The organism is Arenimonas soli, from assembly GCF_014643775.1.
Classification (GTDB): domain Bacteria; phylum Pseudomonadota; class Gammaproteobacteria; order Xanthomonadales; family Xanthomonadaceae; genus Arenimonas; species Arenimonas soli.
This window is the reverse complement of record NZ_BMKC01000003.1, coordinates 341,636-367,285: the sequence shown is the minus strand read 5'-3', so window position 1 is coordinate 367,285 and position 25,650 is coordinate 341,636. Positions and strand designations below refer to the sequence as shown.

22 protein-coding genes are annotated in these 25,650 nt (G+C 69.4%); 5 read left to right on the top strand and 17 right to left on the bottom strand.

Features of this window, described 5'->3' with window-relative positions:
* Position 1 precedes the first annotated feature (1 nt).
* From ybgC to IEX13_RS12295, 9 genes are all read right to left on the bottom strand, one after another.
* Positions 2-400, bottom strand: coding sequence for a tol-pal system-associated acyl-CoA thioesterase (gene ybgC / locus IEX13_RS12335; RefSeq protein ID WP_188664793.1), 399 nt, complete (start codon positions 398-400; stop codon positions 2-4).
* Entirely contained in the window at positions 397-1,434 is a 1,038-nt protein-coding gene (gene ruvB / locus IEX13_RS12330; RefSeq protein ID WP_188664790.1) for a Holliday junction branch migration DNA helicase RuvB, read from the bottom strand. The genes ybgC and ruvB overlap by 4 nt, the downstream gene beginning before the upstream one ends.
* A gap of 20 nt (positions 1,435-1,454) precedes the next feature.
* A complete protein-coding gene (ruvA, locus tag IEX13_RS12325; protein ID WP_188664787.1) occupies positions 1,455-2,051 on the bottom strand; it encodes a Holliday junction branch migration protein RuvA in 597 nt (198 codons plus the stop codon).
* Entirely contained in the window at positions 2,048-2,575 is a 528-nt protein-coding gene (ruvC, locus tag IEX13_RS12320) for a crossover junction endodeoxyribonuclease RuvC (RefSeq protein ID WP_188664785.1), read from the bottom strand. Before ruvC ends, ruvA begins: the two co-directional genes overlap by 4 nt.
* On the bottom strand, positions 2,572-3,303 hold the full coding sequence (locus IEX13_RS12315) for a YebC/PmpR family DNA-binding transcriptional regulator (RefSeq protein WP_188664783.1): 732 nt from the start codon (positions 3,301-3,303) through the stop codon (positions 2,572-2,574). Before IEX13_RS12315 ends, ruvC begins: the two co-directional genes overlap by 4 nt.
* A gap of 65 nt (positions 3,304-3,368) precedes the next feature.
* Positions 3,369-3,968: a lipase family alpha/beta hydrolase gene (locus IEX13_RS12310; protein WP_268235909.1), complete on the bottom strand. Its 600-nt coding sequence runs from the start codon at positions 3,966-3,968 to the stop codon at positions 3,369-3,371.
* A gap of 40 nt (positions 3,969-4,008) precedes the next feature.
* A complete protein-coding gene (gene aspS / locus IEX13_RS12305; protein WP_188664779.1) occupies positions 4,009-5,784 on the bottom strand; it encodes an aspartate--tRNA ligase in 1,776 nt (591 codons plus the stop codon).
* 111 nt (positions 5,785-5,895) lie between these two features.
* On the bottom strand, positions 5,896-6,552 hold the full coding sequence (locus IEX13_RS12300; RefSeq protein ID WP_229668546.1) for a hypothetical protein: 657 nt from the start codon (positions 6,550-6,552) through the stop codon (positions 5,896-5,898).
* Positions 6,553-6,592: 40 nt separating this feature from the next.
* Positions 6,593-6,901, bottom strand: a complete 309-nt coding sequence (locus IEX13_RS12295; protein ID WP_188664777.1) for an FmdB family zinc ribbon protein — start codon at positions 6,899-6,901, stop codon at positions 6,593-6,595.
* Between the two features lie 131 nt (positions 6,902-7,032).
* Between IEX13_RS12295 and IEX13_RS12290 the strand changes: the two genes are divergently transcribed.
* Both IEX13_RS12290 and ggpS read left to right on the top strand, forming a co-directional pair.
* Complete coding sequence (locus tag IEX13_RS12290) at positions 7,033-8,289, top strand: MFS transporter (RefSeq protein WP_188664774.1); 1,257 nt, start codon at positions 7,033-7,035, stop codon at positions 8,287-8,289.
* 20 nt (positions 8,290-8,309) lie between these two features.
* On the top strand, positions 8,310-10,667 hold the full coding sequence (gene ggpS / locus IEX13_RS12285) for a glucosylglycerol-phosphate synthase (protein ID WP_229668545.1): 2,358 nt from the start codon (positions 8,310-8,312) through the stop codon (positions 10,665-10,667).
* Here the strand turns inward: ggpS and IEX13_RS14345 are convergent.
* Positions 10,574-11,269 carry a sodium:solute symporter family transporter gene (locus IEX13_RS14345; protein ID WP_268235903.1) on the bottom strand — a complete coding sequence of 232 codons (696 nt, stop codon included), beginning with the start codon at positions 11,267-11,269 and terminating at the stop codon, positions 10,574-10,576. The two genes, ggpS and IEX13_RS14345, sit on opposite strands and share 94 nt — an antisense overlap.
* A gap of 20 nt (positions 11,270-11,289) precedes the next feature.
* Positions 11,290-12,114 (bottom strand): sodium:solute symporter family transporter, encoded by an 825-nt coding sequence (locus tag IEX13_RS14340; protein ID WP_268235902.1) that lies wholly within the window; start codon positions 12,112-12,114, stop codon positions 11,290-11,292.
* A gap of 183 nt (positions 12,115-12,297) precedes the next feature.
* Between IEX13_RS14340 and IEX13_RS12275 the strand changes: the two genes are divergently transcribed.
* Positions 12,298-13,917 carry a diguanylate cyclase domain-containing protein gene (locus IEX13_RS12275; RefSeq protein ID WP_188664771.1) on the top strand — a complete coding sequence of 540 codons (1,620 nt, stop codon included), beginning with the start codon at positions 12,298-12,300 and terminating at the stop codon, positions 13,915-13,917.
* Here IEX13_RS12275 and IEX13_RS12270 read toward each other — a convergent pair.
* Positions 13,914-15,782, bottom strand: a complete 1,869-nt coding sequence (locus tag IEX13_RS12270; protein ID WP_188664757.1) for an ABC-F family ATP-binding cassette domain-containing protein — start codon at positions 15,780-15,782, stop codon at positions 13,914-13,916. The genes IEX13_RS12275 and IEX13_RS12270 overlap by 4 nt on opposite strands.
* Positions 15,783-15,839: 57 nt before the next feature.
* Here IEX13_RS12270 and ybaL point away from each other — a divergent pair, with 57 nt between their 5' ends.
* On the top strand, positions 15,840-17,528 hold the full coding sequence (ybaL, locus tag IEX13_RS12265; protein ID WP_188664742.1) for a YbaL family putative K(+) efflux transporter: 1,689 nt from the start codon (positions 15,840-15,842) through the stop codon (positions 17,526-17,528).
* 73 nt (positions 17,529-17,601) lie between these two features.
* Here the strand turns inward: ybaL and clpB are convergent, their stop codons facing one another.
* The 4 genes from clpB to rluD all read right to left on the bottom strand — a co-directional run bounded on the left by clpB (position 17,602) and on the right by rluD (position 23,059).
* Positions 17,602-20,184 (bottom strand): ATP-dependent chaperone ClpB, encoded by a 2,583-nt coding sequence (gene clpB / locus IEX13_RS12260; protein WP_188664739.1) that lies wholly within the window; start codon positions 20,182-20,184, stop codon positions 17,602-17,604.
* Between the two features lie 82 nt (positions 20,185-20,266).
* The gene (locus tag IEX13_RS12255; protein WP_188664736.1) at positions 20,267-21,232 is read right to left on the bottom strand and encodes a tetratricopeptide repeat protein; all 966 of its coding nucleotides are present in this window, start codon (positions 21,230-21,232) and stop codon (positions 20,267-20,269) included.
* A 76-nt stretch (positions 21,233-21,308) separates the two neighbouring features.
* Positions 21,309-22,061, bottom strand: coding sequence for a peptidoglycan editing factor PgeF (gene pgeF, locus IEX13_RS12250; RefSeq protein ID WP_188664731.1), 753 nt, complete (start codon positions 22,059-22,061; stop codon positions 21,309-21,311).
* 2 nt (positions 22,062-22,063) lie between these two features.
* A complete protein-coding gene (rluD, locus tag IEX13_RS12245) occupies positions 22,064-23,059 on the bottom strand; it encodes a 23S rRNA pseudouridine(1911/1915/1917) synthase RluD (RefSeq protein ID WP_188664728.1) in 996 nt (331 codons plus the stop codon).
* A 112-nt stretch (positions 23,060-23,171) separates the two neighbouring features.
* Between rluD and IEX13_RS12240 the strand changes: the two genes are divergently transcribed.
* Positions 23,172-24,011, top strand: coding sequence for an outer membrane protein assembly factor BamD (locus tag IEX13_RS12240; RefSeq protein ID WP_188664725.1), 840 nt, complete (start codon positions 23,172-23,174; stop codon positions 24,009-24,011).
* On the opposite strand, the gene IEX13_RS12235 is transcribed toward IEX13_RS12240, so the two are convergent.
* Complete coding sequence (locus IEX13_RS12235) at positions 24,012-25,649, bottom strand: NAD+ synthase (protein ID WP_188664722.1); 1,638 nt, start codon at positions 25,647-25,649, stop codon at positions 24,012-24,014.
* Position 25,650 lies beyond the last annotated feature (1 nt).

Here is a 25,650-nt window from a genome sequence, read left to right as displayed (position 1 = left end):
ATCAGGGGGTGTCCGCGAGCAGCCACTCGGGCAGCGCGCGGGGTTTGAAGCTCGAGGCCACCAGGCAGGCGGCGCGCACTTTCGCGCCGACCAGCACCTGATTGCCTCGGGTAATCTTCTGCGCGAACAGCAGGCTGGCGCGCCGGCGTTCAAGCAGTTCGACGCTGGCCTGCAGTTCATCGTCCAGGCGCGCCGGTTTGTGGAAATCCAGGCTCATGTCGCGGATCACCAGCACCAGGTCCTCACGGTCCTTCAGTGCCTGCTGGCCCAGGCCCATGGCGCGCAGCCACTCGGTGCGGGCGCGCTCCAGGAACCGGACGTAGCTGGCGTGGTAGACCACCCCGCCAGCATCGGTATCCTCCCAATAAACCCTTATCGGGAAGCTGAACGCCGGTTTCATGGGGCTTCGAACAGGTCGTCGGGCGCCGGGGCCTTGCGGGGGGACTTCAGCCCCAGGTGGGTATACGCCTTGTGGGTGGCCATGCGGCCGCGGGCCGAACGCACCAGGTAACCCTGCTGGATCAGGTAGGGCTCGATGACGTCCTCGAGCGTGCCCCGCTCTTCGCTCAGGGCCGCGGCCAGGGATTCCACGCCCACCGGGCCGCCGTCGAAGTTTTCGATGATCATCTGCAGCATGCGCCGGTCGAGCTGGTCGAAGCCCTCGGCGTCGATCTTGAGCATCGCCATGGCCTCGTCGGCCACCGGGCGGGTGATGACGCCGCCGGCGCGCACCTGGGCGAAGTCGCGCACGCGCCGCAGCAGGCGGTTGGCGATGCGCGGGGTGCCGCGGCTGCGGCGGGCGATTTCGCCGGCGCCGTCGGGGGCGCATTCGATGCCCAGGATGGTGGCCGAGCGGCGCACGATGCGGGTCAGTTCCTCGGCGCTGTAGAACTCCAGGCGCTGGACGATGCCGAAGCGGTCGCGCAGGGGCGCGGTCAGCAGGCCGGCGCGCGTGGTGGCGCCGATCAGCGTGAAGGGCGGCAGGTCGAGCTTGATCGAACGGGCCGCGGGCCCCTCGCCGATCATGATGTCGATCTGGAAGTCTTCCATGGCCGGGTAAAGGACTTCCTCGACCACCGGCGACAGGCGATGGATTTCGTCCACGAACAGCACGTCGTGCGGCTGCAGGTTGGTCAGCAGCGCGGCCAGGTCGCCGGCGCGTTCGATCACCGGGCCGGAGGTCTGGCGCAGGTTGACGCCCAGTTCGTTGGCGATGACGTGGCTGAGCGTGGTCTTGCCCAGGCCCGGCGGTCCGAAGATGAGCACGTGGTCCATGGCCTCGGACCGGCCCTTGGCGGCCTCGATGGCGATCTTGAGCTGTTCCCGGACCGGCTGCTGGCCAAGGTAGTCGTCCAGCCGCCGGGGCCGGATGCTGGCCTCGGCGAGGTCATCTTCACGGGTGGCGGCGGGGGCGATGACGCGGGTGTCTTCCATGGGCAGCCATTATGCAGGCTCTAGCCCCTCAGAACGGACCTGAGGGCCTTGCGGATGATGTCTTCGGCAGAGTCGCCCGGTTCGGCCTGCTTGAGCATGCGCTGGACTTCGGCGGGCTTGTAGCCCAGCTGCTGCAGGGCCACCGAGGCCTCGGAGGCCGGGTCGGCGGGGACCGCGCCGCCGGTGCCGCTGAGCACCGCGCCGCCCCCGGCGAAGTCGGCCGCGCGGTCGCGCAGCTCGACCACCATGCGTTCGGCGGTCTTTTTGCCGATGCCCGGGATGCGGGTCAGCGCGGTGATGTCGCCGGACTGCACCAGGCGCGCGAAGTCGTCGACGCTGGCGCCCGAGAGCACCGCCAGGGCGATCTTGGCGCCGACGCCGGTGACCTTCTGCACCTCGCGGAACAGGCGGCGTTCGGCTTCGGTCAGGAAGCCGTAAAGCGCCACGCCGTCTTCCTTCACCGCGTAGTGCGTGGACAGCGTGACCTCGCGCCCCACTTCCGGCAGGTCGTAGAAGGTGCTCATCGGCGCCGAGAGTTCGTAGCCGACGCCGTTGACGTCCACCATCAGCTGCGGCGGCGACTTGTACACCAGGATGCCTTTCAGGCGACCGATCATCGGCGTCTCCTTAGCAGGGCCGCGGCCAGGCCGGTGCGGCCGGCCGTGGCGCTGGTATGTGCGTGGGTCAGGGCCACCGCCAGGGCGTCGGCGGCGTCGGCCTGCAGCTTTTTTTCCGGCAGCGAAAGCAGCAGCCGCACCATGTGCTGGACCTGGTCCTTGTCGGCGGCGCCGGTGCCCACCAGCGATTGTTTGATCTGCCGCGGCGCGTATTCGTGCACCGGCAGGCCATGGCGAACCACCGTCGCGATCGCCGCGCCGCGGGCGTGGCCCAGCTTCAGCGCCGAGGTGGCCGACTTGGCCATGAACACCGACTCGATCGCCACCACCGTGGGCTTCCACTCGGCCAGGATGTCCTCGAGGTCGAACACCAGCTTGCCCAGCCGCGCCGGGAAATCGTCGGTGTCGAGCAGCAGGTTCAGCGCCTGGCAGTGCACGTAGGTGCTCTTGCCCGACGCATCCACGTCCACCAGGCCGATGCCGGTGCGCTGCGAGCCCGGGTCGATGCCTAGGATGCGGGTCACGTCCAGGCGGCGTCGCCCAGGTCGGCGTTGTGGTAGACGTCCTGCACGTCGTCCAGGTCCTCGAGCATGTCGAGCATCTTCTTGACCTGCAGCGCGACCTCGCCTTCGACCTTGCTGTCGTTCTCCGCGCGCATCGTCACCTGCGCATCCAGGGCGACGTGGCCGGCCGCAGCCATGGCCGCCTTCACTTCCTCGAAGGCCTCGGGCGCGGTCAGCACCTCGATGACGCCGTCGTCGGGGTAGCTGGCGACATCGTCGGCGCCGGCTTCGATGGCGGCTTCGGTGATGGCGTCTTCGCTGCTTTCGGGCCCGAAGCTGAGCACGCCGAGCTTGCGGAACATGAAGGCCACCGAGCCGTCGGTGCCCAGGTTGCCGCCGCACTTGTTGAAGGCGTGGCGCACGTCGGCCACGGTGCGCACCTTGTTGTCGGTCAGGCAGTCGACGATGACCGCGACGCCGCCGGGCGCGTAACCCTCGTAGCGGATTTCCTCGTAGCTGACGCCTTCGAGTTCGCCGGTGGCCTTCTTGATGGCGCGGTCGATCACGTCGCGGGTCATGTTCACCGCCAGCGCCTTGTCCACCGCCACGCGCAGGCGCGGGTTGGCCTTGGGGTCGCCGCCGCCCAGGCGCGCAGCGGTGGAAATCTCGCGGATGACCTTGGTGAAGACCTTGCCGCGCTTGGCGTCCTGGGCGTTCTTGCGCCCTTCGATGGCCATCAATCTGCCCATGAACCCGACTCTTTGTGCTGTGGCGAAGCCGTGATTATACGGCCGGGCCCCGACCGCAGCCGTCTTCAGGCCGGGAAGCGGCCGTCGCGAAGGAATCCCGCCGCCAGGTCGCCCACGCGCGGGTCGAGCAGCAGGCCGGTGTGGCTGTCGGGCAGCACCCGGTGGTCGGCCAGGCCGGGCAGCCGGGTTTCCCACACCGCCACGGTGCCGTCGCTGAGGCCGTCGAAGTCGCCGAAGTACTTGCCCAGGCCCATGGCCTTGCTGCCGGCGATCACAGCCACTTCCCGGCCTTCGGGCAGGGCATGCAGGCCGCTGCGCAGCAGGGTGCCGCTGCGGCCCAGCCAGAAACCCAGGTGGTGGCGGGCCAGGCCGCGGGCGGCGCTGGAACCCGCCAGCGGCGAGCCCAGGCACAGCACCCGCCCCGGCGGCAGGCCCGCATAGCTGGCCACGGTTTCCAGGGCCACCAGGCCGCCCAGGCTGTGGCCGACCAGGTGCACCGGGCCGTCGGCCAGCGCCTGCAGGCGACTGGCCAGCTTGTCGACGCTGGGCGCCGGCCCGCGCAGCAGGCTGGCGTAGTCGAAAACCTCGGCGCGGTAGCCAAAGCGGCGCAGCCGCCTTGCCAGCGGCCACAGCGTCAGCCCGCGCATCCACACCCCGTGGAGCAGGATGACGCGGTCGCCGGTGGGGGCCGCGGTCGCCAGGGTCCTAGTCCTTCGCGGCCGGGGCCTTGGGCACGGCGCGCACGTGCACTTCGGCCAGCTGCGCTTCGGGCACCGGCGACGGCGCGCCGGTCATCAGGCACTGGGCCGTGGTGGTCTTGGGGAAGGCGATGACGTCGCGGATCGATTCGGTGCCGGCCATGAGCGCGGCGATGCGGTCGATGCCGAACGCGATGCCACCGTGCGGCGGGGCGCCGTAGCGCAGGGCGTCGAGCAGGAAACCGAACTTGGCCTCGGCTTCCTCCGCACCGATGCCCAGCAGGTCGAAGACCGCGCTTTGCATGTCGGAACGGTGGATGCGGATCGAGCCGCCGCCGATTTCGTTGCCGTTGAGCACCATGTCGTAACCACGCGACACCGCGATGCGGGCATTGGCCTTGAGCTCGGCGATGTCGTCGATGGCCGGCGCGGTGAACGGGTGGTGCAGCGCGACGTAACGGCTTTGATCCTCGTCCCACTCGAACATCGGGAAGTCGGTGACCCACAGCGGCTTCCAGGCATGCTGGACCAGGCCGAAGTCCTTGCCGGCCTTCAGGCGCACCGCGCCCATGAAGTCGCAGACCTTGTTGTAGGCGCCCGCGCCAAAGAAGACCATGTCGCCCGCCCGGGCGCCGGTGGCCTGCAGCAGCGCGGTGAAGGCGGCTTCGTCGAAGAACTTGGCGATCGGCGAGTTCACCGCGCCGGCCTCGTCGAGCTTGGCGTAGGCCAGGCCCTTGGCGCCGTACTTGGCGGCGTGGGCGGCGTATTCGTCGATCTGCTTGCGGCTGAGCGTGGCGCCGCCGGGAATGCGCAGCGCGGCAACGCGGCCGCCGTCTTCGCCGGCGGCGTCGGCGAAGACCTTGAAGCCGCAGTCCCTCACCAGTTCGGCCACGTCCACCAGTTCCAGCGGGTTGCGCAGGTCGGGCTTGTCGGAACCAAAGCGGCGCATGGCCTCGGCCCAGGTGAGGCGCGGGAACGTGGCGTCGAGTTCAACGTCGATCACTTCCTTGAAGACTTCGCGGATCATGCCTTCCACCGCGTCCTGCACGTCGCGTTCGGACACCCAGGCGAACTCCATGTCGAGCTGGGTGAATTCAAGCTGGCGGTCGGCGCGCAGGGCCTCGTCGCGGAAGCAGCGGGCGATCTGGTAGTAACGGTCGAAGCCGGCCACCATCAGGATCTGCTTGAACAGCTGCGGCGACTGCGGCAGCGCGTAGAACTCGCCCGCGTGCAAACGTGCCGGCACCAGGAAGTCGCGCGCGCCCTCGGGCGTGGCCTTGGTGAGGATGGGCGTTTCGATGTCCTGGAAACCGCGCGCGTCCAGCCAGCGGCGCAGCGACTGCACCAGGCGGATGCGGGTGCGCATCATCTTCTGCATTTCCGGGCGGCGCAGGTCGAGGTAGCGGTACTTGAGGCGGATGTCCTCGCCGGCGTTTTCATGCGCGTGGAAGGGCAGCGGCTCGGCCTTGTTCAGCACTTCGATGGCGGTGGCCACCACTTCGACCTTGCCGGTGCGGATGCGGTCGTTGACCGAATGGCGGGCGCGCACGGTGCCGCTGACGCGCAGGCAGTCTTCGTAGCCAACCGCGGCGGCGGCCTTCACCACCGCTGCGTTGCCCTGCGTATCGGACGGTTCGGCCACGACCTGGACGATGCCTTCGTGGTCACGCAGGTCGATGAAGCAGACGCCGCCCAGGTCGCGGGCGACATCGGCCCAGCCGCAAAGGGTGACGGTCTGGCCGATCATGGACTCGTCCACGAGGCCGCAGAAATGGCTGCGCATGCTGGCTCCGGAAATCATGGCGCGGGGGCGGGAATCCGACCCCGGAAAAGCCCGTAATGGTAGGTCCTGGGGGATTGCCGGGCAAATCGGGCCAGTGCGGAGCAGGCGCTGCTAGTCGTGCCCCCAGGGCGCCGGCGGCGGCTCGACCGGCTGGCTCAGGTCGAACTCGACCTGGAACAGCCGTCCGCCCGGGCGGGAGAGTTCGTAAAGGAAGCGCTTGCCGGGCTCGATTTCCATGGCCCAGGTGTTCTGGATCGAGGCCTTCAGGCCTTCGCGGCCGAACATGGCCACCGAGTCGGCGTCCACCGGGAAGCTCTGGCGTACGGCGGTGCCTTCGCCGTCGGTGTCGCCGCCGTACATCGTCACGGCGTCCGGGCTGCCGTCGGCGTGCCGGTGGTCGTGCTTGAGGCGCAGGCCGGAGTCGGTACGGGTGATCACCCAGGTGCGCGAGTGGTCGTCGCCCACGTGGAAGGGCACCTTGAGCTCACCTGCGCTGCAATCGCGCACGTGCATCACCAGCGGCTTGCCGGCGAAGGGGTCGTCACCCTCGGGCGGCGGCAGGTCGGTGACGATGCGGCCGGCAAAGGCTTCGCCGCAGTGTTCGGCCAGGCGGGCCAGGAAGGCGTCGGCCGGCGCAAGGGGTTCCGGGGCGGAAGCCGCCGCTTCGGCGACCGGCGACGATGCCGGGGCGGCGGGGGCCTGGGGCTCGCCGGCGCAGGCGGCCAGCATCACGAATGAACAAAGCAGCAGCGCGGTCTGGGTCTTCATGCGGCGACCCTACCCCGCGACCGGGAAACCCGGCAAGGGCTCAGGCGGCGGGCTTGGCGTCCGGCTTGGCCGGCGCGGGCTTGGCCTCGGGCTTCGACTCGGTCTTGGCCCCGGGCGTGCTGGCCGGCTTGTCGCCGCCGTCGGCGAGGTTGCGCTTCTTGTCGCCGTCCTTCTTGAAATCGGTCTCGTACCAGCCGCTGCCGGCCAGCCGGAAGCTGGGCGCGGTGAGCTGGCGGCGGACCTGCGCCTGGCCGCATTCGGGGCAGTCGGTGGGGTCGGCGTCGGACAGCTTCTGCAGCCGGTCGAAGGCGTGGCCGCAGGCGCTGCATTCGAAGGCGTAGATGGGCATGGACGGGTTCCGTGGAAGCACGATGGGGACCGGGCATTAGTGGGGGGACGCGGCCCGGATTCAAGGCCTGACATTTTTCCCATTCAGATCAATGTGTTACAATCGCACACTTGCTTGCACCGGGAGTAACGATGATCCGCGTCGTCCTGCCGCTGGCCGCCCTGCTGGCGGGCGTGGCGCTGCTGCTGGCCGGCAGCGGCCTGCTGGGTACCCTGCTGGCGGTGCGCGGTGGCATCGAGGGATTCGACGACCGGACCCTGGGCCTGGTGATGTCGGGCTATTTCGCCGGGTTCTTCATTGGCACCTTCCTGGCGCCGCCCCTGGTGCGCCGGATCGGCCACGTACGCACCTTCGCCTTCTTCACCGGGTTGGCCGCCATCGCGGTGCTGATGCACCCGATCTTCGTCAACCCCTTCGCCTGGTTCGGCCTGCGCCTGGCCACCGGCATCGCCCTGGTCGGCCTGTACACCGTGATCGAAAGCTGGCTCAACGCCCAGCCCGACCCGGCCCTGCGCGGCCGCATCTTCACCGTGTACATGGCGGTTAACCTGGGTGCCCTGGCCGCGGGCCAGCTGCTGCTGGGCCTGGGCGTGGACGGCGGCTTCATGCTGTTCAGCCTGGTCGCGATCCTCATTTGCGCCTCGGCACTGCCGGTCACGCTGACCCGCCTGGCCCAGCCCAGCATCCCGCCCAATGCCCGGCTGGGGCTGCGCAAGCTCTACGCCATGGCGCCGGCGGCAACGCTGGCCGCCGGCATTTCCGGACTGGCGATGGGCGCGTTCTGGGGCCTGGGGCCGGTGTACGCCGGGCAGCTGGGCTTCGACCGCGACGGCGTGTCGCATTTCATGGTCGCCACCATCCTGGGCGGCGCCCTGCTGCAGTGGCCGGTGGGCCGGCTGTCGGACCGGGTGGACCGGCGCATCGGCCTGGCCCTGGCCTGCCTGGCGGCCGCCGGCGTGTCGGTGCTGGCCCTGTTCGCCGGCGGCTGGGGCCCGTGGCCGGTGTATGCGCTGTTTTTCGCCTTCGGCGGGCTGGCGTTTTCCATCTACCCGATGAGCGTGGCGCACATGCTGGACACCCTTGAGCCCGAAGACCTGCTGTCGGGCTGTTCAAGCCTGCTGCTGGTGCACGGCATCGGCGCCGCCCTGGGCCCGGCGATCGCCGGCGAACTGATGGGCCGGTACGGGCCGGGCGCCCTGCCCGCCTATTTCGCGGCGGTGCTGGCGGCGCTGGCGGCATTCCTGCTGCTGCGCCTGGCCGCGCGCCGTGGCCGCGCCCACCCGAGCCCGTTCCACCCGATGCTGCGCACCACCCCGGCGGCGCTTGAGCTGCTGCCTGAAACCCAGACCGAAGCCAACCTGGCGTCGAGCAACAAGGAAACCCATTGAGCAACCAGAAAGGCGAATCCATGAACTCCCCCACCCAAACACCCGCCCTGGTGCTGGCCACCGACCTGGACGGCACCTTCCTGGCCGGCGAACCCGGCCACCGCCAGCGGCTCTACCGCCTGGTCGACCAGCATCCGGGCATCCGCCTGGTCTGGGTCACCGGCCGCAGCCTCGAGGCCGTGATCCCCCTGCTTTCCGACCCTTCGCTGCCCCGCCCGGACTACCTGGTCTGCGACGTCGGCGCGACGGTCGCCTGCGGCCGCACCCTGCAGCCGCTGCAGCCGCTGCAGTCGGGCATCGACGCACGCTGGCCCGGTGAACACGTCGTGGCCGAAGCCATGCGCCGGTTCCCGGCCCTGCAGCGCCAGGACGTTCCGCAGGAGCGGCGCTGTTCCTATTTCTGCGACCCCGACGTGCTGGCGCGCCACCGCGACGACATCGAAGCCGTCGCCCGCGAACTGGGCTGCGACGTGCTCTATTCCGCCGACCGCTACCTCGACATCCTGCCGCCGCGCACCGACAAGGGCCGCACCCTGCTCGCGCTGGCCGAGCAGCTGGACATGGGCCGCGACCGCATCCTGGTCGCCGGCGACACGCTCAACGACCTGTCGATGTTCGACGCCGGCTTCAAGGGCGTGTGCGTGGGCCGCTCCGAGCCGGCCCTGCTCGAGGCCACCGAGCGCCACGAGCGCGTGCTGCACGCCGACGACGCCGGCTGTGGCGGCATCCTCGAGGCCATCGAACACTTCGCCTTCCTGCCGGCGAACGACCCCTACATCGACAAGCCCGCCTGCACCGGCCAGGGCAAGTCCGACCTGGTGATGGTCTACCACCGCCTGCCCTTCGACGAGTCGGTGGAAGACGGCAAGCGCGTGCAGAAACGCCATGCATCCCCGAACGGCATCATCCCGAGCCTGCTGAGCTTCTTCGCCGGCGGGCAGTCGGGTTCATGGGTGGCCTGGACGCTCGACGACGCGAAGCGACCGGGCTTCCAGGCGCGCACCCCGGTGGACACGGACCGCTACCCGAACCTGACGGCCGCGCGCGTGCCGCTGGCCAAATCGGAAGTGGATGCGTTCTACAAGCGTTTTTCGAAGGAAGCGTTCTGGCCGATGCTGCACACCTTCTGGGAGCGTGCGCGTTTCCGCGAGGACGACTGGAAGGTGTTCCTGAAGGTGAACCGCAAGTTTGCCGAGGCCGCCGCCGCGGAGGCCGCGCCCGGCGCCACCGTCTGGCTGCACGACTACAACCTGTGGATGGTGCCGGCGCGCCTGCGCGAACTGCGGCCGGACCTGAAGATCGCCTTCTTCCACCACACCTATTTCCCGTCGGCCGACATCTTCAACGTGGTGCCCTGGCGGCGGGAGATCCTGGGCAGCCTGCTGAGCTGCGACTACATCGGCTTCCACATCCCGCGCCAGGTCGAGAACTTCGTCGACGTGGTGCGCGGCGCGATGCCGGTGGAAGTGCTGGAACGCGAAGGCTGCGCGCCGCGCTTCCTGACCTACGGCTGCGCGGTGGGCCTGGAGTCGATGGTCACGCGCATGCGCGTGGGCGACCGCGAGGTTGGCCTGGGCGCGCACCCGGTCGGCACCGACCTGGGCCGGATACGCGACGTGCTGGCGCAGCGCGGCACCCGCGCCACCCTGGAAAAGCTGCGCCGGGAGATCAGCCCGCGCAAGCTCGTGCTGTCGATCGAACGCCTGGATTACACCAAGGGCATCCTGGAGAAGCTGAACGCCTTCGAACGCCTGCTCGAAGCGCAGCCGCAGCTGGCCGGCAAGGTCACGCTGCTGATGATCTGCGTGCCGGCGGCCAAGGAGATGACGATCTACCAGAAGCTGCAGACCCAGATCGAACAGGCCGTGGGCCGCATCAACGGCAAACATTCGCGCCTGGACTGGACGCCGGTGCGCTTCTTCGCCCGCAGCCTGCCCTTCGAGGAAGTGGTGGCGCACTACGCCGCCTCGGACGTGATGTGGATCACGCCGCTGCGCGACGGCCTGAACCTGGTGGCCAAGGAGTTCGTCGCCACCCAGGGCATCGAGGGCGGCAAGGGCGTGCTGGTGCTGTCGGAGTTCGCCGGCGCCGCCGCCGAGATGAAGGGCGCGGTGCTGACCAACCCGCACGACCCGGCGGACCTGAGCGCAGCCCTGGGCCAGGCGCTGGCCATGGATTCGGACGAAGCCGAAGGCCGGCTGCGCCAGCTCTACGGCATCGTCGAAAACTACGACGTGGACCGCTGGGGCAAGGATTTCCTGGCCGCCGTGCGCGGCCCGGGCGGTCACCAGAAGGCCAGCACCAGGGCCGCGGTCGCCACCGTCATGGCCAAGGCCGCCGGCCGCAACCAGGCCGGCGAGGCCGACGCCGCGGCCTGATCGAGCACCGCCAGCGCGGCGGGCGCGGGGGTTTCCCCGGTGACCCGCCGCCAGGCGAACGCGAACAGCACGGTCACGGCGAACAGCAGGCCGGCGACGAGGGTGAAGTGCAGGTCCAGCCAGCCCAGCTGGGTGGCGACGAACCAGGCGGCGCTGAAGACATGGCCGCTGGCGGTGGCGTACAGCGCCGCGCGCGGGCCCAGCCCTTTGTCCAGGAAGGCCAGCGCGAACACCGCCACCAGCGGCGGCGTCACATAGGCGAAGGCCTGCTGCAGGTAGGAAAACAGGCCCGGGAAGGAGTCGATCATCGGGGCCCACAGCGCCGCCAACGCCATCAGCCCCAGCGTGATCCAGCGGCCCAGGCGCGCCAGCGCACGGGTGTCGAGGCCGGGGCGCCGGGGCTGCACGAAATCGAGCGTGATCAGCGTGGACGCCGAGTTCAGCGCCGAATCGACGCTGGACATGATCGCCGCCAGCAGCGCCGCCAGCACCAGCCCGACCAGGCCGGCCGGGGCGTATTCGGCCAGCAGGCGCGGAAACACCTCGTCGCCGCGCTGCAGGTCGGGCAGCAGCGAAATCGCCATCGCGCCAGGCAGCACCATCAGGAACAGCGGCAGCAGCTTCAGCCCGCCGCCAGCAGGGCGCCGCCGCCGGCGGCCTTCATGTCGCGTGCGCCCAGCAGGCGCTGCGAGACGTACTGGTTCATCGTCCAGTAGTAGAAGCCCAGCACCGGCAGGCCGATCAAGGTGCCCAACCAGGGCAGGTTCGGATCGTCCATCGGGCGGACCAGGCTCAGGTGGTCGGCCGGCATCGACGCCTTCACCGCCGCCCAGGAAAAATCGAACTCGGCGAACACCAGCCAGGCCAACATGGCCGAACCCGCCAGCAGGACGACCGACTGCAGCACGTCGGTGTAGACCACGGCGCGCAGGCCGCCGGCGGCGGTGTAGAGGCCGGCGAACACCGCCAGCGCGGCGATGGTGCCGCCCAGCGGCAGGCCCGGGAAGAACACCTGCAGCACCAGCGCCCCGGCGAACAGGCTGCCGGCGGTGTCGAGCACGATGGAAAGGAACACCGACACGCCCGACAAGTACTTGCGCATGCGCGCGTCGAATCGGCGCTCCAGGAACTCGGGCAGCGTGGTGATGCGGTTACCCAGCAGCGTCGGCGCCACGAACACCGCCGTGAACACCAGCACCAGCGCCGCCATCCATTCGTAGTTGGCGACCGCGATGCCGCTGCCCCAGGCGGCACCGGGCAATCCGATAAGAGTGGTGGACGAGATGTTGGACGCGAACAGCGACAGGCCGACGACGCCGGCACCGAGCGTGCGCCCGGCCAGGAACAGTTCGTCGCTGTCCGGGCTGCGCCGGCTGACGCGCACGCAGACGGCGACAAGCACCAGCAGGTAGATGCCCAGCACCACGTAATCGAGCGTTGCCAGCACGCCGCCGCCCCCTTGGTCAGACCAACGCCTGTTTTCAGGGAAACATGGATCAAGCACGGGGCTCAACCCGCGCCCGACGCCGGCAATGCGGCACCGCGGCTGAACGAAGGCCATGCTCCTCAGGGTGGGTGCATTGCCCGGCTGCGAGAGTCGAGGACACTCGCGTCATCCTTGGACCACGCCATGCCACCCATTCACGTCGCGCTCGATCCGCATGCCGCGGACCCGGCGCTCGCATCCCGACCGGCCAGCATGACGGATGCCGACGACCTGCGCGAAGAACTCGTGCGCTTCCGGCGGGACCTCGAACAGGTACCGCAGGACTACAACGGCATGAGCGACGACCAGCGCCAGCTGGCCTACCAGCGCCTGAACCTGGCGGCGGCGCAGGCCGCACAGATCGCCGAAACCGCGATGAGCAACCTCGACCAGCTGGTCAAGGCCGCCCAGCGCGACCCGCTGACCGACACGCCCAACCGGACGCTCATGCTCGACCGCATGGGCAGCGCGCTGACGATGGCGCGCCGGCGGGCGTCACTGTTGGCGGTGATGTTCCTGGACCTTGACCACTTCAAGCACGTCAATGATTCATGGGGACACGCCCACGGCGACGAGGTGCTCAAGCGGGTGGCGCGCCGGCTTGAATCGGTGGTCCGCGATTCGGATACGGTCAGCCGCTTCGGCGGCGACGAATTCGTGGTGCTGCTGCCGGAGATCGCCAAGGCGTCCGACGCCGGGGTGATCGCCGCCAAGATCCTGGACGTGCTGGCCGCCGAGGACAGCCTGCCGCACGCCCTCAACGGCGTGCGCGCCAGCATCGGCATCAGTCTGTTTCCCGACGATGGCGACGCCGTGCCGGACCTGCTTGAATCCGCCGATGCCGCCATGTATCGCGCCAAGAAGGTGCAGGGCAGCAGCTACCTGTTCAGCTCGGATCCGACCGGAGGCCTGGCGGCGCCGGTCGTCCCGGCGGGCGACGGTGGCAAGGGCGCCGACCGGGCGCAGGACCTGCGCCAGGCCAACGAACGCCTGGTGCTGTCGGTGCTGGGCAAACAAACGCCGGCCCCGGACGACGAGTCCGGCGCCATGCACGCGCGGCGGGTGCGTTTCCTGGCGATGGTGGCGCACGAACTTCGCCACCCCCTGGCGCCCATCCGCACCGCCGCCGACCTGGTGCGCCAGGCCAGGGGTGACGAGGCGGCCCTGGAACGCATGCACCAGGTGATCGAGAAGCAGGTGACGCACATGGCGCGGCTCGTGGACGACCTGCTGGACGAAACCCGGGCCGGCAGCGGCAAGTTCCGGATGGAGTCGGTGCCGGTGGACGTTGCCGGCATCGTCAGGCAGGTATGCGACGACTGGCAGCCGGCGATCGCGGCCAAGCGCCAGTCCCTGGCGCTGCGACTGCCCGGAGCCGGGCTCTGGGTCCTGGGGGACGGCAACCGCCTGGCCCAGGTCCTGGTCAACCTGCTCGACAACGCCAATCGCTACACCCCGGAGGGCGGGCACGTCCGGCTGCTGGCATGCCAGGTCGGCGACGAGGCGGTCATCCGGGTTTCCGACTCGGGCATGGGCCTGCCCGATGACATCCTGGACTGCATCTTCGACCTGTTCGCGCGCGGTCCCGAGGCCATGGCCGTGCACAAGGGCGGACTTGGCATCGGCCTGGCGGTGGCGCGCGAACTGGTGGAGGCCCACGGCGGCAGGATCAGCGCCCGCAGCTTCGGGGAAAACCGCGGCAGCCGCTTCGAGGTGGCGTTGCCGCGCATGACCGGACCCACCCGGGCGGCGGCCCGCGGCTAGGCCTCGGCGATCTCCAGCTGGGCCAGCCACTCGGCTTCCAGCGCATCCTTCTCGGCGGCCAGCTTTTGCTGGCGCTGGGTCAGCTGGCCGACCTCGGAACCACCGTCGTTGCCGTAGATCGCCGGGTCGGCGAGCTGCGCTTCGACCTGCGCCAGCTGCCCGGCCAGTTCGGCGACGCGGGTTTCTAGCTGGCGGGCGCGGCGCGCGGCCGTGTCCTGTTCGTGCTTGCTGCGCACGACCTTGGCCGGCTTGGCCGGCGCGGCCGGCGCGGCCTTGGGCGCCTTGGGTTCGTTGCCGCGTGAGCGCAGCCAGGCGGCGTATTCGTCCAGGTCGCCGTTGAATTCTTCGACGTGGCCGTCGGCGACGCGCCAGAAAGTTTCGCAGACCAGGCCGATCAGGTGCCGGTCGTGCGACACCAGCACGATCGCGCCGGGGAAGTCGGACAGGGCCTCGGCCAGCGCTTCGCGCATGTCCAGGTCGAGGTGGTTGGTGGGTTCGTCGAGCAGCAGCACGTTCGGTTCGCGGTAGGCGATCATGGCCAGCGCCAGGCGCGCGCGTTCGCCGCCGGAAAAACCGTCCACGTTCTCGAAGGCGCGGTCGCCGACGAAGTTCCAGCGGCCCAGGAAGTTGCGCAGCTGCTGTTCGCCGGCGTTGGGGGCGATTTCCTTCAGGTGCCACAGCGGACTCTGGCCTTCGTGCAGGCTTTCGACCGTGTGCTGGGCGAAGTAGCCGATGCGCATGTCGGGGTGGGCCACGCGTTCGCCGCCCAGCAGCGGCAGTTCACCGACCAGGGTCTTGACCAGCGTGGATTTGCCGGCGCCGTTGGGGCCGAGCAGGCCAACGCGGTCGCCGGCCTCCAGGCCGAAGCCGACGTCGTGCAGGATCACCGCGTCGGCGCCATAACCGGCCTCGCCGTGGTTGATGCGGATGATCGAATGCGGCAGCCGCGCCGGCTCGGCGAAGGTGATGTTGAAGGCGCGTTCGGCGCGCACGGCTTCGGTGCCGGCCAGCTTGGCCAGGCGCTTCATCCGGCTCTGCGCCTGCTTGGCCTTGCTGGCCTTGGCCTTGAATCGGTCGATGAAGCTTTGCAGGTGGGCGCGTTCGACCTGTTCCTTGTCGTGGGCGATCTGCTGCTGGCGCAGGTGTTCGGCGCGCTGGCGCTCGAAGCTGGTGTAGTCACCGACGTAGAGCTTGGCCCGGCCTTCGTGCAGGTGCAGGGTGTGGGTGCTCAGGCCGTCGAGGAACTCGCGGTCGTGCGAGATCATCAGCAGCGTGCCCGGGTACTTGAGCAGCCATTGCTCGAGCCACAGCACGGCGTCGAGGTCGAGGTGGTTGGTGGGCTCGTCGAGCAGCAGCAGGTCGGACGGCATCATCAGCGCCCGGGCCAGGTTCAGGCGCACGCGCCAGCCGCCCGAGAAGTCGGACACCGGCTTGCCGTGGGTTTCCGGCGGAAAGCCCAGGCCGTGCAGCAGGCGGCCGGCGCGGGCGGTGGCGTCGTAGCCGTTGATTTCGGCCAGGCGCTGGTGCGCTTCGGCCACCGCGTCCCAGTCCTCGGCTTCGGTGGCGGCCGCTTCGGCCTGCAGCACCGCGTGCACCTCGGTGTCGCCGGCCAGCACGTAGTCGATGGCCGGGTCGGGCAGCGACGGGGTTTCCTGCGCGACCCAGGCGATGCGCACCTTGCCGGGCAGGTCGATGTCGCCCTTGTCGGCTTCCACTTCGCCCAGGACCGCGGCGAACAGGCTGGACTTGCCGCAGCCATTGCGGCCGATCACGCCAACCCGCCAGCCGGCGTGCAGGGCCAGGTCGACCTGCGACAGGAGCAGGTGTTCCCCGCGGCGCAGGGCGAAATTGCGGAAGGCGATCATGACGGGCGCTGCTTGAAAGGTCGGGTAGTCTATCAGTCCCCCCGGCGAGGACTGCGCATGCCCCATGACACGCCGCTGATTGCCCTGCTGGCCATGGGACTGGTGCTGGCTTTCGTGCTGGGCACCCTGGCCCACCGCCTGAAGCTGTCGCCGATCGTCGGCTACCTGGTCGCCGGCATCCTGGTCGGGCCGTTCACCCCGGGCTTCGTGGCCGATCCGTCCCTGGCGGTCGAGCTGTCGGAAATCGGCGTGATCCTGCTGATGTTCGGCGTCGGCCTGCACTTCTCGGTCGAAGACCTGCTGGAAGTGAAGGCCATCGCCATTCCCGGCGCGATCGCGCAGATCTCGGTGGCCACGGTGCTGGGCTGGGGCCTGGCCTGGTTCATGGGCTGGCCCACCCTGCATGGCCTGGTGTTCGGCCTGGCGCTGTCGGTGGCCAGCACCGTGGTGCTGCTGCGCGCGATGGAAGACCGGCGCCTGCTGGAAACCCGGCGCGGCAGGATCGCGGTGGGCTGGCTGATCGTGGAAGACCTGGTCATGGTCGCCGCCCTGGTGCTGCTGCCGGCCCTGGCCGACGCAATGGGCGCGGGGGACGGCGACGGGGCGGGCACGGGATCGATCATGGGCTCGCTGGGCTGGACCTTCCTGAAGGTCAGCGCCTTCGTGGCGGTGATGATGCTGGTGGGCAAACGCGCCATCCCGTGGATGCTGGAGAAGGTCGCGGGCTTTGGCTCGCGCGAGCTGTTCACGCTGTCGGTGCTGGCGATCGCGCTGGGCGTGGCCTTCGGGTCGGCGAAGCTGTTCGGCGTGTCGTTCGCGCTGGGCGCGTTTTTCGCCGGCATGCTGCTCAACGGCGACCTGAGCCACAAGGCGGCCTCCGATTCCCTGCCGCTGCGCGACGCGTTCGCGGTGCTGTTTTTCGTTGCCGTCGGCATGCTGTTCGACCCGATGATCCTGGTCGAGCAGCCGATCCCGGTGGTGGCGACCTTCCTGATCATCGTGGTCGGCAAGTCCGCGGCCGCCTACCTGATCGTGCGCGCCTTCAGGCACCCCAGCGATACCGCGCTGACGATTTCCGCCAGCCTGGCGCAGATCGGCGAGTTCTCCTTCATCCTGGCCGCGCTGGGTGTTTCCCTCGGCATCCTGCCCGAAGAAGGCCGCGACCTGGTGCTGGCCGGCTCACTGCTTTCGATCATCGCCAACCCGCTGATCTTCGGCTGGCTGGATCTGTGGCAGGCGCGCCGTGCGCAAGAGGCCGCCGACGCCGCGCCGGAGCCGCGCAAGCCGCGCTGGATTGGCCCCCCGATGCCGGAAGGCGAACACGCCATCCTGATCGGCTTCGGCCGCGTCGGCAGCGAGATCGCCAAGCTGCTGCGCGAACGCGCGGTGCCGCTGGTGGTGATAGACGACGACGCCGACCTGGTGCAGCAGGCCCGCGACGAAGGCTTTCCCGCCATCCGGGGCAACGCCGCCAACCACAAGGTGCTCGACGAAGCGGCGCCGCAGAAGGCCACGCTGGTGGTGCTGGCCATCCCGCAGGCGCTGGAGGCCGGCGAGGTCGTGGCGCGGCTGCGCGCGATCAAACCCGACATGACCATCCTGGCCCGCGCGCACAGCGACGGCGAGGTCAAGCACCTGCTCAAGCACGGCGCCGACGGCGCGGTGCTGGCCGAAAAGGAGCTGGCGCACTCCATGGCCGAGATGGCGCTGTCCGCGCCGCCGTTCCGCAAACACCGCGCGACCTGAGCCGTCTTCGGTGGGAGGGACTTCAGTCCCGATTCGGGCAAATCGGGACTGAAGTCCCTCCCACGGTGTTGGCTCAGGACTTGGTGAAGGTAAGGGTGCCGGCGTCGGCACCCACGCGCACCGTGTCGCCCTGGCCGAATCCACCGGCCAGGATCTTCTGGGCCAGCGGGTTTTCCAACTGTTGCTGGATCGCGCGCTTGAGCGGCCGGGCGCCGTAGACCGGGTCGAAGCCGACGTTGCCCAGCAAGGCCAGCGCCGATTCGTCGATTTCCAGGGCGATCTGCCGTTCGGCCAGGCGCTTGGACAGGTAGGCGGTCTGGATGCGGGCGATGGCCTGGATCTGGTCGCGGCCCAGCGGGTGGAAGACCACGATCTCGTCGAGGCGGTTGATGAACTCCGGGCGGAAGTGCGACTGCACCACGCCCATCACCGCGGCCTTCATCTGCACGTATGCCGCGTCGCCTTCGCCGCTCAGTTCCTGGATGTGCTGGCTGCCCAGGTTCGAGGTCATCACGATCACGGTGTTGCGGAAATCCACCGTGCGGCCCTGGCCGTCGGTCAGGCGGCCGTCGTCGAGCACCTGCAGCAGGATGTTGAACACGTCCGGATGCGCCTTCTCGACCTCGTCGAGCAGCAGCACGCTGTAGGGCCGGCGCCGCACGGCTTCGGTGAGGTAGCCGCCCTCTTCGTAGCCGACGTAACCCGGGGGCGCGCCGATGAGGCGGGCCACGGAATGTTTTTCCATGAACTCGCTCATGTCGATGCGCACCATCGCGTCTTCGGTGTCGAACAGGAAGCCGGCCAGCGCCTTGCACAGCTCGGTCTTGCCCACGCCCGTGGGGCCCAGGAACAGGAAACTGCCATTGGGACGGTTGGGGTCGGACAGGCCGGCGCGGCTGCGGCGGATGGCGTCGGACACGGCCTTCACGGCCTCGTGCTGGCCGACCACGCGCCCGTGCAGCGCGTCCTCCATCTTGAGCAGCTTCTCGCGCTCGCCTTCGAGCATCTTGCTGACCGGGATGCCGGTCCAGCGCGACACGACCTCGGCGATCTCCTCGGCGGTGACCTTGTCCTGCAGCAGCTGGAAGCCCTTGGTCTCGACTTCCTGCGCGGCGGCGAGCTGCTTTTCCAGCGCCGGGATGCGCCCGTACTGGATTTCGCTGGCCTTGGCGAAGTCCTGGTGGCGGTGCGCGGCGTCGAGTTCCTGGCGCGCCTGTTCAAGCTGTTCCTTGAGCTTCGTGGCGCCGGTCAGCGTGGCCTTTTCGGCCTTCCAGATTTCCTCGAGGTCGTTGAAGTCGCGCTCGAGCGTGGCGATCTCGTCCTCGAGGTCGGCCAGGCGCTGCTTCGATTCCTTGTCCTTCTCCTTCTTCAGCGCCTCGCGCTGGATCTTTAGCTGGATCAGGCGGCGCTCCTTGCGGTCCATTTCCTCCGGCTTGGAGTCGATTTCCATGCGGATGCGGCTGGCCGCCTCGTCCATCAGGTCGATGGCCTTGTCGGGCAGCTGGCGGTCGGCGATGTAGCGGTGCGACAGCGTCGCCGCGGCGACGATCGCCGGGTCGGTGATCTCGACGCCGTGGTGCACCGCGTAGCGCTCCTTCAGGCCGCGCAGGATGGCGATGGTGTCTTCGACGCTCGGCTCGCCCACGAACACCTTCTGGAAACGGCGCTCGAGCGCGGCGTCCTTTTCCACGTACTTTCGGTACTCATCCAGCGTGGTGGCGCCGATGCAGTGCAGTTCTCCGCGGGCGAGCGCGGGCTTGAGCATGTTGCCCGCGTCCATCGAACCCTCGGCCTTGCCGGCGCCGACCATGGTGTGCAGTTCGTCGATGAACAGGATCACCTGCCCTTCCTGCTTGGACAGGTCGCTGAGCACGCCCTTGAGGCGTTCTTCGAACTCGCCGCGGAACTTGGCGCCGGCGATCAGCGAACCCATGTCCAGCGACAGCACGCGGCGGCCACGCAGGCCCTCGGGCACTTCGCCGTTGATGATGCGCTGGGCCAGGCCCTCGACGATGGCGGTCTTGCCCACGCCGGGCTCGCCGATCAGCACCGGGTTGTTCTTGGTGCGCCGCTGCAGCACCTGGATGGTGCGGCGGATTTCCTCATCGCGGCCGATCACCGGGTCGAGTTTGCCGGCTTCGGCGCGCGCGGTCAGGTCGATGGTGTATTTCTCCAGTGCCTGGCGGTTTTCCTCGGCGTTGGCGTCGTCCACCTTTTCGCCGCCGCGCAGGCCTTCGATGGCTTTCTCCAGCGCGTCCTTCTTCGCGCCGGCGGCCTTGAGCGCCTGGCCGGCTTCCCCCTTGTCGTCCAGGCAGGCCAGCACGAACAGCTCGCTGGCGATGAAGGCGTCGCCGCGCTGCTGGGCCAGCTTGTCGCTGAGGTTGAGCAGGCGCGAGAGGTCGTTGCCGATCGACAGGTTGCCTTCCTGGCCGGTGACCTTGGGCAGCTTGTCCAGGGCCTCGACCAGGCGCTGGCGCAGGGCGGCGACATTGACGCCGGCCTGGGCCAGGGTGGGCCGGGTGCTGCCGCCGGACTGGTCCAGCAGCGCCAGCAGCACGTGGGCGGGCTCGATGAGGTTGTGGTCGCGGCCGACGGCCAGCGACTGGGCGTCGCTGAGGGCCTGCTGGAAGCGCGAGGTCAGTTTGTCCATCCGCATGGGGAAGTCCTTGCAAGGCAGGGGGCGGCGATGCGCCGCCCGATGCCTTCCAGATGGACGCCCCGGCGGGGGAATTCAAGCGCTAGAGCTTGGCCAGTTCAGCCTTGGCTTCGGCCAGGTCCGGGTCCAGGGACAGCGACTTCTCCAGTGCCTGCCGCGCCGCCGCCTTGTCGCCGGCCAGCGCCAGGGCCTGGCCCATGCGGTACCAGGCGTGTTTGTGCTCGGGCTGGCCGGGCTGCTCGGGCAGCGCCAGGAAACGTTTGAACGCCGCCACGCCCTCATCCAGGCGCTGGCCCGACAGCACCGCGGTGCGGCCCAGCTGGTACCAGGCGCCGGCGGCCTTGGGCTCTTCGTGGGTCCACTGGTCGAAAACCGCGAAGGCCTTGTCCCAGTCCTTGGCGTCCTGGTGGATGATGCCGGCGGTCATGCGATAGACCGCATTGGACGGCCGCGCGGCGAAGGCCGCCAGGTAATGGCGGCGTGCGTCGTCCAGGCGCTCCTCGTACTGGGCAAGGCGGCCCTGGCCGTAGTGGCCGCGCGGCGGGTCCCGGCGCTGGAGTTCGGCGATCTGGGCCCTGGCCTTTTCGACGCTGCCGCCGACGATGCCCGGCGCCTGCAGGTAGTACTCCAGCAGCGAACTGCGCGCCTCGTGCAGGTCCGGGTCCAGTTCCAGCGCACGCTCCAGCGCCCGGCGCAGCTTCGGCGCCATCGTGGCCTGGCTGAACCGGCCGACCCGGCCGATGCGGTTGGCGTAGGCATTGCTCAGCCAAAGATGGGCAGGCGCGTAATCGGGCTCGTCATCGACAAGGTCCTCGGCCATGTCCAACGCCTGTTCGGTGCGGTCCGGATCCTGGAGCAGCACGCGAAGCTGCAGCACGCGCACCTCGCGGTCCTGCGGCCGCGCCTTGGCCAGGGCGGCGACCACCTGGGCCGCGCGCGGGTCGCGGTCCTTGAGCAAGGCCTCGGCTTCGTCCACGGTACCGGCGGTGGCGGTCGCCGGTAGCGCCAGGGCGAGACCAAGCAGCAGCGGCAGGAAGGATCGGGACATCGGCATGGCTCCGGTTGGGGGGGGACGGCGGGGGCACCTTCGCATGCCCGGTGGCCGGTGCGCAGCCTGCCGGAAGTCAGGTCCCGCTGCGCCAGGCCAGGGTAAGCAGGCGCCCGCTGGAGCCGTCGCGGCGGTGGGAATAAAAGCGAGCCGCGTCGGCGATGGTGCACAGGCCGCCGCCGTGCAGGTCATCCACGCCCAGGGCCGCCAGGCGCCGTCGCGCGAGGGCGAACAGATCAACCCGCCAATGGCCGGGACGGGAGGGCAGGAAGGCCAGCGCCGCACCCTCGTCTTCGCCGACGAATGCGTCGCGCACTTGCGCGTCGATTTCGTAGTGGTCCGGGCCCGCGGCCGGACCAAGCCAGGCGCGCAGTCGCGCCGGCGGCGTGTGCATGGCCGCGACCGTGGCCTCCAGGACGCCGGCGGCCAACCCGCGCCAACCGGCGTGGGCTACGCCGACTTCGCTGCCGTCCTTGGCCGCGAAGACGACCGGCAGGCAGTCGGCGGTGAGGATGGCCAGCACGGTGCCGGCTTGCGAGGTTACGGCGGCGTCGGCCTCGGGTGGGCCGTCGCCACGCGGACCGTCCACCCGCAGCACCCCGGTCCCGTGCACCTGCTTGAGCCAGACCGGTTCCGACGGCAAGGCCAGCCACTGGCGAAAAAGCCGGCGGTTCTCGAGCACCGCCACCGGGTCGTCACCGCAGTTCAAACCGAAATTGAGCCGGTCGAAAGGCGGCGCCGACACCCCGTCGCCGCAGCGCAGGCTGGTGACCGCCCTCACCCCGGGCGGCGCGGGCCAGTCGGCGTCCAGCCAGGCCGGCGCCGGCATCGTCAGCCCTTGAAGGCCGCGGTGTCTTCGCGCAGGTCGCGCACCAGGGCCTGCATGTCCTCGGGCATCGGCGCCTCGTGGGCCACGGGTTCGCCGGTGGACGGGTGCGCGAAGGTCAGCTGTTCGGCATGCAGGGCCTGCCGCCGGAACCCGTGCAGCCGGGCCACCAGGGCCTCGGTGGCGGCCTTGGGCAGGCGGAAGGCGCCGCCGTAGAGCGGGTCGCCGACGATCTGGTGGCGCACGTGGGCCATGTGCACGCGGATCTGGTGGGTGCGGCCGGTTTCAAGCCGGCATTCGACCAGGGTGTGGGCGCGGAACTTCTCGCGCAGCCGGTAATGGGTGATGGCGTCGCGGCCGCCTTCCTTCACCACCGCCATGCGCACGCGGTCGGTGGGATGGCGGCCGATGGGGGCATTGATGGTGTTGCCGGCGACCATGGTGCCCTGCACCACGGCCAGGTACTGGCGGTGCACTTCGCGGCCGGACAGCTGTTCAACCAGCGAGGTGTGGGCGCGCAGTGTGCGCGCGACCACCATCAGGCCGGAGGTGTCCTTGTCGAGCCGGTGCACGATGCCGGCGCGCGGCAGCTCGGCCAGGCTCGCGTCGAAATGCAGCAGCGCGTTGACCAGGGTGCCGCGCGGGTTGCCGGCGCCGGGGTGCACCACCAGGCCGGCGGGCTTGTTGACCACCAGCACGTCCTGATCCTGGTAGACCAGGTCCAGGGCGATGGCTTCGGGCAGGGCGTGGGTTTCCACTTCCATGCGCACCGAAACGGTGACCGGCTCGCCGCCGCGCACGGCTTCCTTGGGCTTGACCAGGCGCCCGTCGAGCAGGGCGTCGCCGGACTTGATCCATTCGGACAGGCGAGATCGGGAGAAATCGGGGAAAAGTTCGGCCAGCACCTGGTCGAACCGGCGGCCGGCCGCCTGCAGGGGAATGCTGGCTTCGAGCAGCTCGCGGTCGTTTTCGTCGGTTTCGGGGGTCTGGGTCGGGGTCATGCGGGGTCCTGGGGCCTGCGGAGGGGGTCGCGCCGGGTTCATGGAGGCGACAGCGGGCTTTCCGGTATTATCCCTGAACTTGCTGCCCGCAGCGCCCGAACCCGCTCCCCTGATGACCCGACCGACCGGCCTGATCCGTATTTCCGCCCTCCTGGTGATGATCCTCGCCCTCGCCGGCTGCAAGACCGTCGGCGGCTGGTTCGACGGCGACAAGGAAAAACCCACCGAATCGCTGCCGGTCGAAGAGATGTACCGGGTCGGCAAGTCGGCGATGGAAAAGAACAACTGGAACCGGTCGGAGCTGTACTTCCAGCGCCTGGTCGCCCGCTTCCCGTACGGCCCCTACAGCGAACAGGCGCAGCTGGAAGTGGCCTACGTGCTCTACAAGCAGAGCAAGAACGAAGAAGCCACCTCGGCGGTCAACCGCTTCATCCGCACCTATCCGACGCACCGGCATATTGATTACGCCTATTACCTCAAGGCGCTGATCAACTTCGACCAGGGCCGCGCCACGCTGCTGCGCATCGCCAACCAGGACATGGCCAAGCGCGACCTGGGCGCGCCCACGCAGTCCCTGAACGACTTCGCCGAGGTCCTGCGCCGCTACCCCAACAGCCGCTACGCGCCCGATTCGCGCCAGCGCATGATCTACCTGCGCAACCTGATGGCGCGCCACGAACTCCAGGTCGGCCTGTACTACCTGCGCCGCGACGCCTACGTGGCGGCCGCCAACCGCGGCAAGTACATCCTGCAGACCTACCCGCAGAGCGAACACGACGGTGACGCCCTGGCGCTGATGGCCTCGGCTTACACCGAACTGGGCCAGGACGAACTGGCCGCCAACAGCCGCAAGGTGCTCGAAGCCAACTACCCGCAGCACCCCTACCTGACCGGCGACTGGCCCGATGGCCAGGGGTTCTTCAGCAAGCTCAACCCGTTTTCGGGGCAATGATCAGTCGCGCCAGCCCGAACTGATCGGGTAACGGCGTTCGCGCCCGAAGGCGCGATGCGAAAGCTTTGGACCCGGCGCCGATTGGCGCCGTTTCCATTCATTGACCCGCAAAAGCCGCAGCACCCGCTCGACCGTGCCGGCGTCGAAGCCGTCGGCGACGATCTCTTCCGGCGACCGGTCCTGGTCGACGTAGCGAAGCAGGATGCCGTCGAGCACCTCGTAGGGCGGCAGCGAGTCCTGGTCGGTCTGGTTTTCGCGCAGCTCGGCCGAGGGCGGGCGCGTGATCACTTCTTCCGGGATCACCCGCGACCGGGCGTTGCGCCAGTGGCACAGGGCCACGACCTCGGTCTTGTACAGGTCCTTGATGGGCGCGAAGCCGCCGCACATGTCGCCGTAGATGGTGGCGTAACCCACGGCGTATTCGCTCTTGTTGCCGGTGGTCAGCAACAGGCCACCGAACTTGTTCGACAGCGCCATCATCAGCGCACCGCGGCAGCGCGACTGCAGGTTTTCTTCGGCGATTCCCGGCTCCTGGCCTTCGAAAATCGGCCCCAGCGCCTGCAGGAAGCCTTCGAACGGGGCTTCGATGGCCACGGTCTCCAGGCGGATGCCCAGCAGCCTGGCCTGCTCGTCGGCCAGGTCGTTGCTCAGGTCGGAGGTGTAGCGCGACGGCAAGCGCACGGCCGTGACGTTGCCGGCGCCCAGGGCGTCCACCGCCAGGGCCGCGACCAGGCCTGAATCGATGCCGCCCGACAGGCCCAGCCAGACCTTGTCGAAACCGTTCTTGCCGCAGTAGTCGCGGATTCCGCGCACGATGGCGCGCCAGGCCTGGGACTGCCAGGACTCGTCGTCTTCGGTGGCCCAGTGCACGCGGGTGAACTGGCCGTCACCGGCGTCGAAGTCGGCCACCAGCCAGTGGTCCACGAAGGCCTCGGCGGCCTCGTGCAGGGTGCCGTCGGCATCGGCCAGCACCGAGGCGCCGTCGAACACCAGTTCGTCCTGGCCGCCGACCACGTTGAGGTAGGCCAGGCCGATGCCGGCTTCCTGCACGCGCATCTCCAGCAGGCTGTCGCGCCGGGCGGTCTTGCCGCGCTCGAAGGGCGAGGCATTGGGCACCACCACCAGTTTCGCGCCCATCGCCACGGTTTCGGCCAGGGGCTCGGGGAACCACAGGTCCTCGCAGATCACCAGCCCGACCGGCACGCCCTTGACGGTGAAGACGCAGGCGCCGCCGTCGGGATCGACGTCGAAATAGCGGCGCTCGTCGAACACCGCGTAATTGGGCAGCTCGCGCTTGCGATAGGTGGCCGCCACCTTGCCGTCGCGCAGCACGCTGGCGGCGTTGTAGACGATCGACCCCGCCGCCTGCGGCCAGCCGACCACGGCGACGATGCCGGTGCAGGCCTTCGCAAGCCCGGCCAGGGCTTCCTCGCAGGCCTGCAGGAAGGCCGGCCGGTGCACCAGGTCTTCGGGCGGATAGCCGCTGAGCGCCAGCTCCGGGAACAGCACCAGGTCGGCGCCGTGCACGTCGCGCGCCTCGGCCACCCAGGCCGCCATGCGCGCCGCGTTGCCGGCGACGTCGCCGACGGGGAAGTCGAACTGGGCCAGGGCGATGCGCAATCGGCGGGGCTGGGACATG

Coding starts and splice junctions, on each gene's coding strand:
- IEX13_RS12315 (WP_188664783.1), bottom strand. CDS start 3,303: ATGGGCAGATTGATGGCCATCGAAGGGCGCAAGAACGCCCAGGACGCC.
- IEX13_RS12235 (WP_188664722.1), bottom strand. CDS start 25,649: ATGTCCCAGCCCCGCCGATTGCGCATCGCCCTGGCCCAGTTCGACTTC.
- IEX13_RS14345 (WP_268235903.1), bottom strand. CDS start 11,269: ATGGTGCTGCCTGGCGCGATGGCGATTTCGCTGCTGCCCGACCTGCAG.
- pgeF (WP_188664731.1), bottom strand. CDS start 22,061: ATGCCGGCGCCGGCCTGGCTGGACGCCGACTGGCCCGCGCCGCCCGGG.
- IEX13_RS12295 (WP_188664777.1), bottom strand. CDS start 6,901: ATGCCCATCTACGCCTTCGAATGCAGCGCCTGCGGCCACGCCTTCGAC.
- clpB (WP_188664739.1), bottom strand. CDS start 20,184: ATGCGGATGGACAAACTGACCTCGCGCTTCCAGCAGGCCCTCAGCGAC.
- ruvA (WP_188664787.1), bottom strand. CDS start 2,051: ATGATCGGTCGCCTGAAAGGCATCCTGGTGTACAAGTCGCCGCCGCAG.
- ybgC (WP_188664793.1), bottom strand. CDS start 400: ATGAAACCGGCGTTCAGCTTCCCGATAAGGGTTTATTGGGAGGATACC.
- IEX13_RS12240 (WP_188664725.1), top strand. CDS start 23,172: ATGACCCGACCGACCGGCCTGATCCGTATTTCCGCCCTCCTGGTGATG.
- IEX13_RS12275 (WP_188664771.1), top strand. CDS start 12,298: ATGCCACCCATTCACGTCGCGCTCGATCCGCATGCCGCGGACCCGGCG.
- ruvB (WP_188664790.1), bottom strand. CDS start 1,434: ATGGAAGACACCCGCGTCATCGCCCCCGCCGCCACCCGTGAAGATGAC.
- rluD (WP_188664728.1), bottom strand. CDS start 23,059: ATGACCCCGACCCAGACCCCCGAAACCGACGAAAACGACCGCGAGCTG.
- ybaL (WP_188664742.1), top strand. CDS start 15,840: ATGCCCCATGACACGCCGCTGATTGCCCTGCTGGCCATGGGACTGGTG.
- ggpS (WP_229668545.1), top strand. CDS start 8,310: ATGAACTCCCCCACCCAAACACCCGCCCTGGTGCTGGCCACCGACCTG.
- IEX13_RS12255 (WP_188664736.1), bottom strand. CDS start 21,232: ATGTCCCGATCCTTCCTGCCGCTGCTGCTTGGTCTCGCCCTGGCGCTA.
- aspS (WP_188664779.1), bottom strand. CDS start 5,784: ATGCGCAGCCATTTCTGCGGCCTCGTGGACGAGTCCATGATCGGCCAG.
- IEX13_RS12300 (WP_229668546.1), bottom strand. CDS start 6,552: ATGAAGACCCAGACCGCGCTGCTGCTTTGTTCATTCGTGATGCTGGCC.
- IEX13_RS12290 (WP_188664774.1), top strand. CDS start 7,033: ATGATCCGCGTCGTCCTGCCGCTGGCCGCCCTGCTGGCGGGCGTGGCG.
- IEX13_RS12270 (WP_188664757.1), bottom strand. CDS start 15,782: ATGATCGCCTTCCGCAATTTCGCCCTGCGCCGCGGGGAACACCTGCTC.